The 14873-nt window shown below is 62.6% G+C and carries 13 protein-coding genes; 4 read left to right on the top strand and 9 right to left on the bottom strand.

Features of this window, described 5'->3' with window-relative positions; all coding sequences use genetic code 11:
* Positions 1–6: 6 nt before the first annotated feature.
* Positions 7–534 (bottom strand): gamma carbonic anhydrase family protein, encoded by a 528-nt coding sequence (locus OCK01_RS02035; RefSeq protein WP_263822470.1) that lies wholly within the window; start codon positions 532–534, stop codon positions 7–9.
* Between the two features lie 152 nt (positions 535–686).
* Between OCK01_RS02035 and OCK01_RS02030 the strand changes: the two genes are divergently transcribed.
* The 3 genes from OCK01_RS02030 to OCK01_RS02020 all read left to right on the top strand — a co-directional run bounded on the left by OCK01_RS02030 (position 687) and on the right by OCK01_RS02020 (position 3132).
* Complete coding sequence (locus OCK01_RS02030; protein WP_182829203.1) at positions 687–1376, top strand: YjbE family putative metal transport protein; 690 nt, start codon at positions 687–689, stop codon at positions 1374–1376.
* A gap of 11 nt (positions 1377–1387) precedes the next feature.
* Positions 1388–2398 carry a tRNA dihydrouridine(20/20a) synthase DusA gene (gene dusA / locus OCK01_RS02025; protein ID WP_263822469.1) on the top strand — a complete coding sequence of 337 codons (1011 nt, stop codon included), beginning with the start codon at positions 1388–1390 and terminating at the stop codon, positions 2396–2398.
* A gap of 140 nt (positions 2399–2538) precedes the next feature.
* Positions 2539–3132: a J domain-containing protein gene (locus OCK01_RS02020; protein WP_182829205.1), complete on the top strand. Its 594-nt coding sequence runs from the start codon at positions 2539–2541 to the stop codon at positions 3130–3132.
* 27 nt (positions 3133–3159) lie between these two features.
* Here the strand turns inward: OCK01_RS02020 and OCK01_RS02015 are convergent, their stop codons facing one another.
* The 4 genes from OCK01_RS02015 to OCK01_RS02000 form a co-directional block, all read right to left on the bottom strand.
* On the bottom strand, positions 3160–4158 hold the full coding sequence (locus tag OCK01_RS02015) for a flagellin (protein WP_263822468.1): 999 nt from the start codon (positions 4156–4158) through the stop codon (positions 3160–3162).
* Positions 4159–4491: 333 nt separating this feature from the next.
* The gene (locus OCK01_RS02010; RefSeq protein WP_182829207.1) at positions 4492–4983 is read right to left on the bottom strand and encodes a histidine kinase; all 492 of its coding nucleotides are present in this window, start codon (positions 4981–4983) and stop codon (positions 4492–4494) included.
* A gap of 111 nt (positions 4984–5094) precedes the next feature.
* Positions 5095–6432 carry a CAP domain-containing protein gene (locus OCK01_RS02005; protein ID WP_263822467.1) on the bottom strand — a complete coding sequence of 446 codons (1338 nt, stop codon included), beginning with the start codon at positions 6430–6432 and terminating at the stop codon, positions 5095–5097.
* Positions 6433–6601: 169 nt separating this feature from the next.
* A complete protein-coding gene (locus OCK01_RS02000) occupies positions 6602–8371 on the bottom strand; it encodes a hypothetical protein (protein WP_263822466.1) in 1770 nt (589 codons plus the stop codon).
* 292 nt (positions 8372–8663) lie between these two features.
* Here OCK01_RS02000 and OCK01_RS01995 point away from each other — a divergent pair, with 292 nt between their 5' ends.
* On the top strand, positions 8664–9554 hold the full coding sequence (locus tag OCK01_RS01995) for a LytTR family DNA-binding domain-containing protein (RefSeq protein WP_263822465.1): 891 nt from the start codon (positions 8664–8666) through the stop codon (positions 9552–9554).
* A gap of 139 nt (positions 9555–9693) precedes the next feature.
* Here OCK01_RS01995 and OCK01_RS01990 read toward each other — a convergent pair whose 3' ends face one another.
* The 4 genes from OCK01_RS01990 to OCK01_RS01975 form a co-directional block, all read right to left on the bottom strand.
* Positions 9694–10167 carry a DUF3828 domain-containing protein gene (locus OCK01_RS01990; RefSeq protein WP_412178960.1) on the bottom strand — a complete coding sequence of 158 codons (474 nt, stop codon included), beginning with the start codon at positions 10165–10167 and terminating at the stop codon, positions 9694–9696.
* 111 nt (positions 10168–10278) lie between these two features.
* Positions 10279–13218: an excinuclease ABC subunit UvrB gene (gene uvrB / locus OCK01_RS01985; protein ID WP_263822464.1), complete on the bottom strand. Its 2940-nt coding sequence runs from the start codon at positions 13216–13218 to the stop codon at positions 10279–10281.
* A 111-nt stretch (positions 13219–13329) separates the two neighbouring features.
* A complete protein-coding gene (locus OCK01_RS01980) occupies positions 13330–13680 on the bottom strand; it encodes a PAAR domain-containing protein (RefSeq protein ID WP_263822463.1) in 351 nt (116 codons plus the stop codon).
* 5 nt (positions 13681–13685) lie between these two features.
* Positions 13686–14861: a DUF1501 domain-containing protein gene (locus OCK01_RS01975; protein WP_182829214.1), complete on the bottom strand. Its 1176-nt coding sequence runs from the start codon at positions 14859–14861 to the stop codon at positions 13686–13688.
* Positions 14862–14873 lie beyond the last annotated feature (12 nt).

The raw sequence follows: 14873 nt of genomic DNA, 5'->3' as shown, positions 1-14873 counted from the left end.
GCCGGTTCAGAGCGGACGAAGGCGTTTCGAAAAGCGCTTCCAGTTCTCGACATAGCTGTCTGCGGAGCGGCGCAGGCCGTCTTCCGCCTTCTCGTCCAGCGTCCTGATGGCGCGGGCGGGCGAGCCGACGATCAGCGAATTGTCGGGGAACTCCTTGCCTTCGGTCACCAAGGCATTGGCGCCCACCAGGCAGTTGCGGCCGATCCTGGCCCCGTTGAGGATTGTCGCGCCCATGCCGACCAGCGAATTGTCGCCGATCTCAGCGCCATGGACGATGGCGTGATGGCCGATGGTGCAGCCTTCGCCGATGGTCGCGGGGTATCCCCAATCTGTGTGGACCATCGCGCCTTCCTGGATATTGCTGCGCGCGCCCACCGTGATGCGCTCATTGTCGCCGCGCAGCACCGCGCCGAACCAGACGCCGACATCCTCGCCCAGCGTCACCCGGCCGATGACATGCGCGTCGGGCGCGATCCAGTAGCGTCCCGGCTCGGGCGTGACGGGCGTTTCGTCGTCCAGCGCATAAAGGGGCATGTCGTCCTCCGATTCCTTTTGAACCCATGGCCGCAGTTTTTCGTTAGGTGGCGGGTATTGCAAGCCTTTGAACGCGGCCGAGGTTGACAGTCCAGCCGTTTGCGTTCAATCAGCGAGCCATTCCTCTCATGTTTTTCGAAACCGGAGTTCAGATGTTTGGCATCGACTACGCGGCGCTTGCCGCCTTCGCCCAGGTCGTGATGATCGACCTCGTTCTCGCCGCCGACAACGCCATCGTCATCGGCATGGCGGCGGCAGGGCTTGCGCCCGACCTGCGCAAGAAGGCGATCCTGATCGGCATTCTCGCCGCCACGGTGCTCCGCATCGTCTTCGCGCTCGCCACCACCTGGCTGCTGCAACTGATCGGCCTCATCCTAATCGGCGGCATCCTGCTGCTCTGGGTAAGCTGGAAGATGTATCGCGAGCTCACCGTCAAGGAGGAAGAGGTCGTCGACGCCGAGGAAGCGCTGACCGACACCGACCAGAACGCCGACGGCGTGGTGGCCGGCAAGCCGCGCAAGACGCTGCGCGACGCGGTGTTCCAGATCATCGTCGCCGACGTGTCGATGTCGCTCGACAATGTGCTCGCCGTCGCCGGCGCGGCGCGCGACCACATGACGGCGCTCATCTTCGGCCTGGGCTTGTCTGTCGTGCTGATGGGCGCGGCCTCCGCAGCCATCGCCAAGCTCCTGCATCGCTTCCGCTGGATCGCCTGGGTCGGCCTGCTGGTCATCCTGTTCGTCGCCATCCGCATGATCTATGAAGGCGCCGATCAGGTGCTGGGCCATACGCTGCCGAACATCCCGCTGCTCAAGAGCGGCGCGCCGGCCGGCGCGCACTGAGGCGCCGACCGATGTATGCCGCAGCGCTCGTCGATAGGGAGAAGATCTTTTCAGTCGCGCCCATGCTCGACTGGACGGATCGGCATTGCCGCTACCTGCTGCGGCTGCTGTCCTCGCGTGCGCTGCTCTACACGGAAATGGTGGTGGCCGACGCCGCCATGCACGGCAAGCGTGACAGGCTGTTGGGCTTCGACGCGACCGAACATCCCATCGCGCTTCAGCTCGGCGGCTCCGATCCTGCCAAGCTCGCCGAGGCCGCGCGCATCGGAGCGGATTGGGGCTATGACGAGATCAATCTCAATGTCGGCTGCCCTTCCGATCGTGTGCAATCCGGAACCTTCGGCGCCTGCCTAATGCGGACTCCCGAAGTCGTGGCCGCGGGCGTGGCGGCGATGAAGGCGGCGGTGTCTATTCCCGTGACGGTGAAATGCCGGATCGGCGTCGACGAGCAGGATCCGGAAGAGGCGCTGGATCGCCTCGCCGAGGCGGCGCTGGCCGCCGGAGCGGATGCATTGTGGGTGCATGCGCGCAAGGCCTGGCTTCAGGGACTGAGCCCGCGCGAAAACCGCGATATCCCGCCGCTGGATTACGATCGCGTCTACCGGCTGAAGCAGCGCTATCCCGACGTGTTCATCGGCATCAACGGGGGCATTCAGACGCTCGACCAGGCCGAGGCGCATCTCGCTCATGTCGACGGCGTGATGCTCGGCCGCGCCGCCTATCACGACATGGCTTTGATGGGCGAAGTCGACGCCCGGATCTACGGCGCCGCGTCGAGCCCGGTCGACTGGATCGTCATCCGCGACGCCATGATGGCCTATGCCGAGGCGCATATCGCCCAGGGCGGCAAGCTCGGCAACATCACCCGCCACATGATCGGACTGTTCTCCGGAGTCGACGGCGCTCGACGTTTCCGACAGATCCTGTCGTCGGACGCCGTCAAGGCGGGAGCGGGGCCGGAAGTGATCGCGCGAGCCTTCGCCGCAGTGGAAATTGGCGTCTCTCTGGCCGTGTCCGCTTGAGTTTTCATCGCCTTTCGACGCCGCCGTCCACAATTTCGTCGCCTGCCGGTGGAAAAAGGGAGGTTGGCTGCTTCGCGCTTGAAGCGGCGCGGGCGAGGGGATAGGCCTTGGATCGGCGAGACGGAAAAGGAAGACGAAGCGTGATCGATCCCTATAGCGTGTTGGGCGTGGACCGCGACGCGGGCGAACAGGCCATTCGCGACGCCTGGCGCAAGGCGGCCAAGACCGCGCATCCGGATGCGGGCGGCGACACGGAGAATTTCGCTCGGCTGCAGACCGCCTACGACGTGCTGAAGGACCCGGTGCGCCGCCGCGTGTTCGACGACACCGGCTATGATCCCGAACTCGCCGATCCCCGGGATCTGCAGGGCGTGATGATGCTGGAGAAGCTGGTCAACGACGTCATTCTCGACGAGCGCGAACCCGGCAGTTTCGATCCGGTCGCGGCCATGCGGCGGAAGCTGTCGGACGATATCGTCAAAAACCGCATGCATATTCTCGAACTCGAGCGGCATCGCAATCGGGTGCGCCAGCATATCGATCGTTTGGGCCGGCGGCCGGAGACCGATGTGCTCGGCTCCATGCTGCGCGCCCGCAGCCAGTCGATCACCGAGGCCATCCGCAAATCCGAAGAGCAGATCGGCACGATCGAGCGCGCCTACGCTATGCTCGAAGGCTATAGCTACGAGTTGGAGGCGCTGGTGGAAGCGATCCGGGAAGAGGCGGCGGAGTAGATCTGCGCCGCCCGGACGCGACAGCGTCTACTGCAACAGCCGCAGCATCGATTGCGGTTCGGCGTTGGCGATCGACAACGCCTCGTAACCGAGCGATTCCTGACCCTGCAGGGCTTTCAGCCGCGTCGATTCCTGATTGAGGTCCGCGTCGACGAGATTTCCGACGCCTTTCTTCAGCGTATCGGACAGCCGATTGGCGAATTCGTTCTGCATCGTCACGCGCGTGTCCAGCGCGCCGAGCGTGCCGGCCACGTCGGTGACGTCGAGCAGCATGGAATCGATGACCTGCAGCATTTCGTCGAGTTCGAGGTCGGTGGTGGCGTTGGACAACGTCATTTCCTGCGGCGTAAGCGAAGGCGCCGAATAGGAGTTGGACCTCGCGACGTCGAACAGGACATAGCCGGTCGAATAACCGAGCGTGACGGCGTATTTCTCCGAGGTGAGAACGCCGAATTCGCCGCCGGTGGCTTCGGAGAGATCGAGAATGGCGTAGGGGCCGTCGGCGGCGGAATTGGAGCCGAAATAGAGGCTCTGCACGCGCACGGAATTGTCGGTGCTGCGGACGAAACCGCCGATGATCTCTTTCTCGCCGGTCAGCCAGGGACTGTCATAGGTCGAGAACTGCACCCAGTTTTCGGCGTTGAACGTGGCCGATTCTCCGATGCTGAGGATCTGCGCCTTCAACTGTTCGACTTCGACGCCGAGCTTGTCCTTGTCGACGCCGGGCTCACGTGCGGCGACGAAGCGCGCCTTGATCTCGGCCATGAGGTCGGCCACCTGGCTCACGCCGGTATAGGCGGTGTCGGCGGTCGCCGCACCCAGCGCCAGCGCGTCCATCACCGAGGACATCGCGTCGGTGTCGGAGCGCATGGTGGTGGCGATAGACCAGTAGGCGGCATTGTCGGACGCGACCTGCACGCGGTAGCCCGAAGAGACCTTGTTCTGCGTTTCGGCGAGATCGCCGTGAATGTTGCGAATGACCTGAAGAGCCTTGGTGGCGCTGTTGTTGGTGATGATGCTTGGCATGACCTGACATTTGACAAAAAAGGCGGGTTCAAAATGCCTTTCCCGGCAAGGAGAGGCGGCTCCAAAACGCTGAACTATGGCAAAGTTTGTGAACGATCATGGTTAATGCGAGGTAAATGGCCGGCGTCAAATTTCGCCGTCGTTAACGCCTGTGGCCGGAGAGGCGCGTAGGGCTCAGCGCGAAGGCGTCGAAAAACAAGAGAAATCTAAAATGAACCTCTCCGGCGGTCGCTGCAGAGGTTAATCGTCGCGCCGCGCCGCTATGTGGGGCGAGCAAAAGAAATGGCCGGGACGAACCCGGCCATTGCCTGAAGGCTCATGTCCGAGCGCCGTTCAATCCGCCTTGCGGATCGACTGGATGATCGAGGCGACATCGCCGTCATACTTGTCTTCGGCGCCCTGGGTGCCCCAATAGGTGAGCACGAGAATATGGCTCGCGTCGATGACGACCGCGGCGAGACCGATCGAAGCGGCGCCGTCCTTGTCCTTGCCCGTCCAGTCGATCAGCGAGATCGGCATGCCGTTGATCTCGGTGTCCTGACGCTTGGCGCTGTCCGGATTGATCTCGACGCCGTTGTCCATCAGGAACTTGATGGCGTCTTCGACCGCGCCGTCGACGCTCTTGCCGTCGGCGACGTCGGCGGAGAGATAGATCGCGTCTTCCGGCGAGGTGGCCTGCACGCCGGTTTCGGTTTCTTCGGCGCTCCACGGTTCGGGGAAGGTGATGACGGCGATCGGCGCATCCGACGGGAAAGCGATGTCGCCGGCATGGGCGAAGCCGCCGATGGAAAGAGCGGCGAGCGCCGCGATGATAAGGCGTTTCATGATGGGGTCCCCCTGATGGAAAGACCCATTGCTTAGCGGAAATTCATGTCGCCCGCGCGAGAAAAGCCGGGATTCCCCCAAAAATGATGGGAAGCGCCCGTCCGCAATGGCTTAGAGATCGAAATCGGCCGATGTGAGATTATGCTTTCCGCTCAGGCGGACCATCAGGTCGGCGGTTCCGTCGCCATCGGTGTCGCCCTGAATGACCGTGTCCGATCCGGATTTCGCGATCCGCAATTCTCCGGCCTTGTCATGGAAGGCGGATCCGCCGATGAACGTGAAATCCTGATCGCCCGCTTTGTTGGCGTTGGCGTCGATGGCGTCGAGTATGATCCGATCCGCTTCGGTGAAATCAGCGATCACGTCTGCCCGTGCGGCGTTGGCGGCGGTGTCGCCGCGGGCGAAGACGAAGTGGTCCGCCCCGCCGCCGCCGGTCAGACGATCCTTGCCGCCTCCTCCGTCGAGAATGTCGTTTCCGCCCTTGCCGTTCAGGGCGTTGGCGGCGTCGTTGCCGAACAGAGACTGGATTCCTGCTCCGCCGGCGAGATCGACGGCGGCGATGCCCAGCGCATGGATCTGCCGGACATTGGTCGATACGCCCGCGACATCGCCGTTGGTCCAGACCTCGACGCCGTTGACCACGTCGAGTTTCACATTCTCGTCGAACGCGCCGAGCTGGACGGAGACTTTGCCGGACGCGAGCGAAAATGCTATGGTCCGGGCCGCGCCAGAGCCGAAGTTCAGCTCATAGCCGCCGCCTGCGCCCGTCTTGTCGCTCTCGCCGCCGCTCGAAACCACGCGCCCTACCATCTGCTCGCCGACGCTGAAGAAATCATCCTTCTTCACGGTGTCCTTGTAGACCACGCCGGTGACGAACAGCGCCGAGCCGCTTCGGGCGAAATCCTGGGAGACCATGGAGCTGTCGAATGTGCCGGTGCTGAATTCGAATTCGCCGGATTTCTGGCCCACCCCGACCTCGCTGAACAGATCGGAGAGAATGTTCAGTCGATGGCCACGTCCTTCGACGCCTTCGTCGATGAACAGATCGGCATGCTGCTGGATAATGAAACTCGTCAGCTCAGCATTGGTCAGCGGGCTGCTGTCTCCTCGCACGGAAATGTTCTCGCCCGAGGCGGAACTGCCCGAAAACGTGTAGCCGGCCGTCTCCATTCGGTCGCCGGGATTCACACCCGTAAAGCCGGATGTCTTCTCTGTTTCGAAATGGCTGAATATGTCATGCGACAGCATCCAGGCGCTGTGCTTGTCCGCCGCCTGGGCGAGATCGTCATTGCCGGCCAGCACCTGTTTCGGCGCGGTGGAAATCCTGTCGCCAGAGGATACGCCTTCATTGAGGGCGATGCCGAAGCGCCTGGCTTCGCCCGCCGGGTCCAAGCGAGCCCGGTTGATCAACTCCAGCATCAGTTGTTCCTGCGCCGTCATGTCGGCCATCGGTCGTCTCCTCGGCTCGGCGGTTCATCCTAGGGGAGGCAGTGTAGCGCGCATTATGGCGAGGGGAAGATGGGGCGTCGTGTCAAATCTGGGTGGGAATTTCGACGGCGGATCCAGTGATGGGCCGCATGCGCCGGGCTGCTGGCAGCCCGGCGCTCCGAATGGCGGTTTACAGATCGAAGCTGTTGGCCTGCAACTGCTTTGTCGATTCCACGAACAGCGAGAAGTCGGATTTGCCGTTGCCGTCGATGTCGCCATAGACCATGTAGCCGTCTTTCGACGATACGCAGCGCAGCTCGCCGGCATGTTTGCCGAAGGCGTCGTCACCGATGAAGGTGAAGGCGTCGTTGGCCTTGGACTTCACCCGGGCATCGATGTCCGAGAGATCGATCAGGTCGTTCTGCTTGCGGTTGAAGCTATCGAGCGTATCCCCGTTCAGGTCGCGGATCGTCGAGAACAGGAATGTATCGCGGCCTGCGCCGCCATCGAGCGTGTCGCGGCCCAGGCCGCCGATCAGGGTGTCGGCTCCATTGCCGCCGAACAATTTGTCGAGGCCAGCGCCGCCCATCAGCACGTCATTGCCGGCTGCGCCATTCACGACGTCGTCGCCGGCATTGCCGTTCAGCTTGTTCGCCAGGACATTGCCGTTGATAACATTGGCGATATTGCCGCCTTCCACGCTTTCCTGATGCGTGGTGAGGGTCAGCGTCTTGCCCGATTTCGCGGTTACGAAGTTCTCGTAGGACAGGGTGAAGGTCTCGGTGGTCGAGCCCGCTTCGTAGATCGATGTGCCGTTGAACAGCTCGATCGAGAAGAGTTCCCCGACCGGTTCCGATCCTTCGAACATCGCGAAGCCGGCCTGCCACTTGTCCTGATAGACGCTCACGTCGATCGCAGCTTCCAGTTCGCCGTAGAGGATCTTCCAGTCGACCTTCGAGGTGAATGTAAGGTTGGTGACCGCCTGAATGGCCATGCTGAGCTGGTAGGTGGCCGTCACGGTCATCTGACCCTCGCCTTCCGGCGTGTCGAACTCGAACTTCTCTCCGAGTTCGCCCGTCAGCGTCTGGCCGAGGCTGGTCTTCATCTCGACGTCGATGTCCGGCGTGGCGATGATCTCCTGTTCGAATGCGGCTTCGCCGACCAGCTTGACATCCAGGCCGCCGGTGTCGACCGAAATCGAACCGATACCGAGATCGAGGCTTTCGTCGACGGAGAGCGGCACGGGCAGGAACTGATCGAGATCGAGTTCGGCCGTCAGGAACGGGCTGGATTCGCTGGTGATCTTGTAGGCGCCGAACTGGCCGCCCTCGACCACTTCGACATCCGAATATTCGAATTCCGGGATGCTGGCTGCGACCGTTCCGAAACCGAGATCGAGTTCATAGATCTCGCCGTCGAGACCGCCGAGCGTTTCCGCCGTGATCTTGAACAATTCGGTGTTGGGCAGCGACACATTGATGTTCTCATCGATGACGTTGCCGGAAAATTCGCCGGAATCGAAGAACACATCGTAGGAGAGACCAGCATCGACCTTCATGGCCGCCTGGATGCCGGCTTCCAGCTCGAGCTTGATATAGGACTCGGCGGCGCTCGGTCCGATGGCGGACAGCATGTCGGCGGTTTCGCCCGTCAGCTGGAAGGCGGACGTGTCGACGAACGACACGCCGTTCAGCAGGTCGGTCGCCGAGGTCGATGCGTTGCTTTCGAAGGAGACCGTCGATTCCAATTGGCCGAGGTCGAGATGGGCGGTGCCGAGCAAAGCGAAATTGATGGCGTAGCTGGCTTCGAAGTTCACCCAGATGTCGGCGATGCCCAGCAGGTTCTGGGACAGTCTGTTGGAGGTCGTGTCGCTGTCGGAAAAGGACAGGTCGAGGAAATTGAAATCCAATCCGGTTCCGGCTGCTGCGCCGAACATACCGCCCTGAAATGATAATTGCATGTTTCTCTCCAGATGCCCGCGAACGGGGCCGGGCGCGCGTTCTCCGCGCGTCCCTCGCAAGCTTGAATTTTGTTGGCAGACGTCGAGCCCGGAACAACGGAGCTCTCGAAATTGTCTTTAAAATTCAGCGGTGTCCCCGATCAATCGCCGGCGGGCGGCAGGCGGCCGGATTGGAGTGAATTTTTGACAAATGGTGCGAAATTTGCGTAATGGTAATATACGCCGGAGGCAGGTATCGCGTTTTGTGCGAGACCGCGTTGGGCGGAAGCAGATGCATAGGGTGCTTTAAGTCGTGTTGTTTGAGGCGCGTGAGGGTAGAGACGGCGATTTCCAGTCCTTTGATCAATTCAAAGCTCTCGGCCGACATCTCGCATCGCATCCATTCTTTCTAAGCATGCTCGTCGGGGTCGTCCTGCTGAAAGCCGTGGGGGTGGTCGTGCCGGAGTTTCCCGGAATGGACCATGTCTCGGAGCTGGGTCTCATGTCCGTGAGGCTTGCTCTCTATGCGTTGGCGATCGCGGTCATATTTCCGTACTGGCTGCATTTTGCGCTGTCGCGGAACATTCCGTTCTATTTCGCGCATGTCATGCATTTCACATTCGTGCACAGCCTGAGTTTCGCCGTGACCGCCTCATTCGTCTACGATTACCCTACCGACCAGGCGGTTATTCGTTTTTTGCGGCAGGAGCTGTTCAATCTGATCCTGAGCGTGCCCTATGTCTTTTACTTCAAATCGGAAATCTATCGCCGGCTCGCGAAACCCGGCTGCGAGCTGCCGATCTGGCGACCGTTACGCAGGCAAACTCCGCTCGGCGCTGAGCCGGCTGCGACACTCGACCCCGACGGAGAAGAAGAAAATCTGAGTGTCGAATCGACGCGACCGAATTTCGATTGGCTAGCGGACGCCCTGACGATACAGGCGCAGAACCAATATGTGATCGTTCGAATGGAAAGCGGCTCTCAAATGGTCCGCATGACCATGAAGGAGGCGATTGCGCATTTGGATGAAAGGCAGGGGGTGCGCATACATCGGTCGTGGTGGATCCGGCGCACCATGATCAAATCCGTCCAACGCGACGGCCCCAATCTGAAGGTGGTCGCGACCAACGGCGAGATCTATCCCTTGTCCAAATCGAATCTCGGCGAGGTGCAGGCGATCATCGCGCTCACCAAGCCGGCCTAGGTCGCAAAAACCATCTGGCGGGGACACTGCAGATTTGATCCGCCGCCGGGCTCCCGGAGCACAAGTTCAACTGTTCCAGCCGGGTCATGTCGGGATCCGCGCGCCCCGGCTCGAGGACGCTTCAGATTGGATCCGGCTTTCACTGCTCGGGCTGGCTGGTGAGCAGGTCGCGCAGGCTCCAGGGGAATTCCCCCTGCGGACTGGCGATGTCATCCACCTTCCAACCGCCATTTTCCCTCACCAGCGTATAGTAGAGTGTCATCGGGCCGCCGTTGGTGAAGGTCACTTTAAGCTCGGCGGTGTCGTCGATGATGATGGGAGCGCCCGGTCTTACATTTTCGGCCGCGCCATCCTGGCCGCCGATCACCGGGTCGAAATCGACAGAGCCGATCTCGTCATCGGCTTTGCCGTCCCGATCTTTCTGGAACAGCGTATTGAGCCCCTTCGAGAAGAACACGCCATACGGCGACGGGGCGTCCGCTTCGCTCTCGTTGGGGTCATAGGCGTAAATCGCCTCGATGAGCGCTTGTGGGGTCTTATCGGTCGCGGCGTCGGCGCCGAAAGCGGAAGCGACAAGGGCGAACAGGGTGAGCATGAAGGTACCAAAGCGCACGGACAATCTCCTGAGGACAGGATGTTATCCCTATGCGAGGATGGGAGAAACGGCCACAACCTTCTTTGTGTGGATCGTCCCGATCATGCGCCGACGATCGTCCCCGACGTTTCACCGTCCCGGCTTGCCGGTCTTTCCCTTGGTCTTCTTCGCCTTGGCCGCGTCGCCCGCGTCCTCATAGCTGCCGACTCCGGCTTTGGCGCGAATGATCGGCCGGAAACCGTCGTCCTTGATGCCGGGCTTTTCCGGCAGCGGCCCTGCCGCGAGCGGTTTTTCGGTGCGGCGCACGGTCATCTCGTCGAGATCGTTCTTACGAAACAGCGGTCGGGCCATGTCGGTGCCGGGGCCCATATCGTCCAGCGACGGCTTGGCGAAATAGGAAGGCTGGGCAGGGTCGGCAGGCGCGGCGTCGCGGGCGCGCAGCGATGCCGCCGTGCCGCCGCTCGCGGCCTCTCGCGCCAAGGGATCGTCCATATTGGCCAGTTCGACGGCCTTGAGGCGCTTGATTTCGTCGCGCAGCCGGGCGGCGGTCTCGAAATCGAGATCGGCGGCGGCGTCGCGCATCTGTTTTTCGAGAGCGGCCAGATGGGCTGCCATGTTGCCGCCGACCAGATCATTGGCCGTGCCGCCCTTGACGCCCTTGACCTGAATGTCGGCGCGGACATGGTCGCGCTCGTAGACGCTGTCGAGAATGTCGGAGATCTTGGCCTTGACCGATTCCGGCGTGATGCCGTTGGCGGCGTTCCAGGCCATCTGCTTTTCGCGACGGCGGGCGGTCTCCTCCATGGCCCGCTCCATCGAGCCGGTGACCTTGTCGGCATAGAGGATGACCTTGCCGTCGACATTGCGCGCGGCGCGGCCGATGGTCTGGATGAGCGAGGTTTCCGAACGCAGGAAGCCTTCCTTGTCGGCGTCGAGAATGGCGACGAACCCGCATTCGGGAATGTCGAGACCTTCGCGCAGCAGGTTGATGCCGACCAGCACGTCGAAGGCGCCGAGACGGAGATCGCGCAGGATCTCGATGCGCTCCAGCGTGTCGATGTCGCTGTGCATGTAGCGGACGCGCACGCCCTGCTCATGCAGATATTCGGTCAGATCCTCGGCCATGCGCTTGGTGAGCACGGTGACCAGCGTGCGGTAACCCTTGAGCGTGGTGTCGCGGATCTCTCCCAGCACGTCGTCGACCTGGCTGCGGGCGGAACGCACCTCGACCGGCGGATCGATGAGGCCGGTGGGGCGGATCACCTGTTCGGCGAAGACGCCGCCGGATTGCTCCAGCTCCCATTCGCCCGGGGTGGCGGAGACGGCGACCGTGTCGGGCCGCATCGCGTCCCATTCCTCGAACCGCAAGGGTCGGTTGTCCATGCAGGAGGGCAGGCGGAAGCCGAATTCCGCCAGCGTCGCCTTGCGGTGGAAGTCGCCCCTGTACATGCCGCCGATCTGCGGAATGGTGACATGGCTTTCGTCGATGAACAGGATGGCGTTGTCGGGGATGTATTCGAACAGGGTGGGCGGCGGTTCGCCGGGCTTGCGGCCGGTGAGGTAGCGCGAATAATTTTCGATGCTTTGGCAGGAGCCGGTGGCTTCGAGCATCTCAATATCGTAGCGGGTGCGCTGCTCCAGCCGCTGGGCTTCCAGCAGACGGCCGGCCTTTTCGAGTTCGGCCAGGCGAAGCGTCAACTCCTCCTTGATCGACTTGATCGCCGAGTTCAATGCCGGGCGCGGCGTGACATAGTGGCTGTTGGCGTAGATCTTGACGCTCTTCATGTCGCCGGTCTTGGCGCCGGTGAGCGGATCGAACTCGGTGATCGACTCGACCTCGTCGCCGAACATGGTGATGCGCCAGGCAGCGTCCTCCAAGTGGGCGGGGAACAATTCGATCGTGTCGCCGCGGACACGGAAGGAGCCGCGCTGGAAGTCCATCTCGCGGCGCTTGTATTGCTGCTCCACCAGGTCGGCCAGCAATTGCCGCTGGTCGATGCGGTCGCCGACTTCGATCTGGAAGGTCATGGCGGTGTAGGTTTCCACCGAGCCGATACCATAGATGCAGGACACCGACGCGACGATGATGCAATCGTCACGCTCCAGGATGGCGCGCGTGGCGGCGTGGCGCATCCGGTCGATCTGCTCGTTGATGGTCGACTCCTTCTCAATATAGGTGTCAGTCCGCGGCACATAGGCTTCCGGCTGGTAATAGTCGTAGTAGGAGACGAAATATTCCACCGCGTTGTTGGGGAAGAAGTTCTTGAACTCGGAATAGAGCTGGGCGGCCAGCGTCTTGTTGGGCGCGAGGATGACGGCCGGGCGCTGGGTTTCGGCGATCACTTGCGCCATGGTGAAGGTCTTGCCCGAGCCGGTGACGCCGAGCAGAACCTGGTTGCGCTCGCCGGTATTGAGGCCGCCCGAGAGTTCGCGGATGGCGGTGGGCTGGTCGCCGGAGGGCTTGTATTCCGTCTCCATCTTGAAGGGAATGCCGCCTTCGGATTTCTGCGGCCGGGCAGGGCGGTGCGGCATCCAGATCTCGCCGTTCTTGAACAGCGGATTGCCGCTCTCGATCAGCGCGGACAGCGCTTCGACGGTCGCGGTCACGGCCCCCGTCGCCAGGGCGCCGTCGGTGTCGATGGGGCCGGCGGCTTTCTTGCCTTTGGCGGCCTTCTTCTCGGCGGCGCGGGCATTGGCCTGCAGCGCCTCGGCGTCTTCGAGCGAGATTTCGAGGCCGGCGATCGGGTTGAGGCCGGCCGCAGCGCGGGTGCGGGGATCGTTGGAGCCGCCGATCGAACCGCCGCGCGCCGAGCGCTTGTCGCCGATTTCCGCCGACTTTGCTTTCACGGCCTGAACTTCGGCATGCTGGCGGGCGGCGTTTTCCACCGTCTTGCGGTGCTTGCCCGCCTTGGAGCGGATTTCGCGCATGCTCTCGGCGCGGGACGCCTGTTCGGCCTCCTGCTCGAGTTGTTTCACCCAGTCGGCCACCGAGCCGGACAGGGGAGCGCCTTCGAAAGACGCCTGCGGGGCTTCCTCGAAGCCGGACGGATTTTTCGGAGCTTTTGCCATGGAGGATATATGGACCGGGAATCGGCGGAAATAAAGTCCCGCAGAGTACAAAAGGGAAACGGATCGGGTTTTCCTCGCGGCGCGCCGACGCGCTGCGTGTGGATAGAGCAGCTATTTGCGCCGACAGGACAGGTCGCCCAACCGCGCGGCCGGCTTACCCTCGACGATGACCGTCGGATCGCCGGTCGCGGCGCAGGTCGTTTCGCCATCGGCTCCAGGCTTGACATGCACCATAGGCTGTCCCTCGATACGCACCGAGGGAATGATGTCATAGAGCGAGGCGGGACACTGCGCGACATCGGACAATCTCAGCGCCGGACGACCGCCGATCATCACCGACGCCGCTCCCTTCAGCGCGCAATCCGGCAACAGCTCCGCCGACGTCGCGGTCGCGAAGAAGCAGGCGACCACGGCGGAAAACGCCCGCCGGACGCCTGCGACCGTCGTCGGCCGGAAAGGCATGAGGCTCAACCGCGCAGATAAGCGGGGCGCGCGCTGGCGACGTCCAATCCAGGAAAAACCTTGGTCGAGAGGTCGCCGCCCGAAATGTCGAATTGCGCATTGAGCAGCGAGGCGGCGATTTCCCGCACGTCCATGGTCGGCATCAGGTCGCGATTTTCGAACAGCGCGTCTTCCGACAGACCGGGCCATTTGCCGTAAACCTTGCCGCCGCGGATCGCTCCGCCGGCGAGGATGGCCACCCCGCCGGTGCCATGATCGGTGCCTTTCGAGCCGTTCTGGCGGACGGTGCGGCCGAATTCCGTCATCGCCAACACGGCGGTCTTCGACCAGATGTCCGGCCCCATTTCCTTCTTGAGCGTCACGATCGCCGCCACCAGATTCTTCAACGGATTTTTGAAGACGTTGGTCTGGGCGATATGCGTGTCCCAACCGCCGACCGAGAAATTGGCGATGCGATACTTGTCCTTCAGCATGCCCGCCGTCAGTCGGGCGACGCTTGCGGCGTTGTCCGCGCGGGCGCCGGTGGAGAAGATCGTGTCGCTTTGCGCGTCGGCGCCGGTGGCTTCGGCGAATGCCTGCGAGAAGGCGGGATCGTTGGCGTAGAGCCGCTTGAAGAAGGCGGCCTCGTCGGAGCCCATGTCGAGATCCGAACGCGTCGACCATGTGTCGACCGGATTCGGACCGGTCAGGATGAGTTCCGAGGATGCGCTGACATCGATGGCTTTGCGCATGTCGACATTGCGAATGCTGCTGATCGCCCTGTTCAGCCAGCCCGTCTCTTCGTCCGAAGGGCTGTCGCCGCCGGATTCGAGAATGTCCTGACCGTCGAAATGGCTGCGGGTGTCGCGATAGGGAGTGGACACGGCGTGAACGAAGCCGAGATCGCCGCTTTTCCAAAGCGGCAGCAGGTCCTTGGCGAGCGGATGCAGGCCGAAGCGGCCGTCGAGATCCAGCAGGCCCTTGGACGGATCGAGCGCGAGGTCGGGGCGGTAGCGCGCCAGAAGCGGATCGGTATAGGGTTGCACGAGGTGCAGCCCGTCCAGCGCGCCGCGCAAAACGATGGTGACCATGCGCTTGTCGCCCGGCGCGGCGGCGAAGGACAGCGGCGTAAAGGCGGGCGAGGCGGCGGCGCAGCAGGCGCCGGCGAGAAAGGTTCTCCGGCTCAGGGCGATCTTTTCCATGGTCCTCAGTCC

The organism is Rhizobium sp. TRM95796, from assembly GCF_025779995.1.
Lineage (GTDB): Bacteria > Pseudomonadota > Alphaproteobacteria > Rhizobiales > Rhizobiaceae > Rhizobium_E.
This window is presented reverse-complemented; position numbering and strand designations above follow the sequence as displayed.

What these genes read in the sequence shown, in the direction of transcription:
- OCK01_RS02035 (WP_263822470.1), bottom strand. Translation starts at nt 534, where the DNA reads ATGCCCCTTTATGCGCTGGACGACGAAACGCCCGTCACGCCCGAGCCG.
- OCK01_RS02030 (WP_182829203.1), top strand. Translation starts at nt 687, where the DNA reads ATGTTTGGCATCGACTACGCGGCGCTTGCCGCCTTCGCCCAGGTCGTG.
- dusA (WP_263822469.1), top strand. Translation starts at nt 1,388, where the DNA reads ATGTATGCCGCAGCGCTCGTCGATAGGGAGAAGATCTTTTCAGTCGCG.
- OCK01_RS02015 (WP_263822468.1), bottom strand. Translation starts at nt 4,158, where the DNA reads ATGCCAAGCATCATCACCAACAACAGCGCCACCAAGGCTCTTCAGGTC.
- OCK01_RS02010 (WP_182829207.1), bottom strand. Translation starts at nt 4,983, where the DNA reads ATGAAACGCCTTATCATCGCGGCGCTCGCCGCTCTTTCCATCGGCGGC.
- OCK01_RS02005 (WP_263822467.1), bottom strand. Translation starts at nt 6,432, where the DNA reads ATGGCCGACATGACGGCGCAGGAACAACTGATGCTGGAGTTGATCAAC.
- OCK01_RS02000 (WP_263822466.1), bottom strand. Translation starts at nt 8,371, where the DNA reads ATGCAATTATCATTTCAGGGCGGTATGTTCGGCGCAGCAGCCGGAACC.
- uvrB (WP_263822464.1), bottom strand. Translation starts at nt 13,218, where the DNA reads ATGGCAAAAGCTCCGAAAAATCCGTCCGGCTTCGAGGAAGCCCCGCAG.
- OCK01_RS01980 (WP_263822463.1), bottom strand. Translation starts at nt 13,680, where the DNA reads ATGCCTTTCCGGCCGACGACGGTCGCAGGCGTCCGGCGGGCGTTTTCC.
- OCK01_RS01975 (WP_182829214.1), bottom strand. Translation starts at nt 14,861, where the DNA reads ATGGAAAAGATCGCCCTGAGCCGGAGAACCTTTCTCGCCGGCGCCTGC.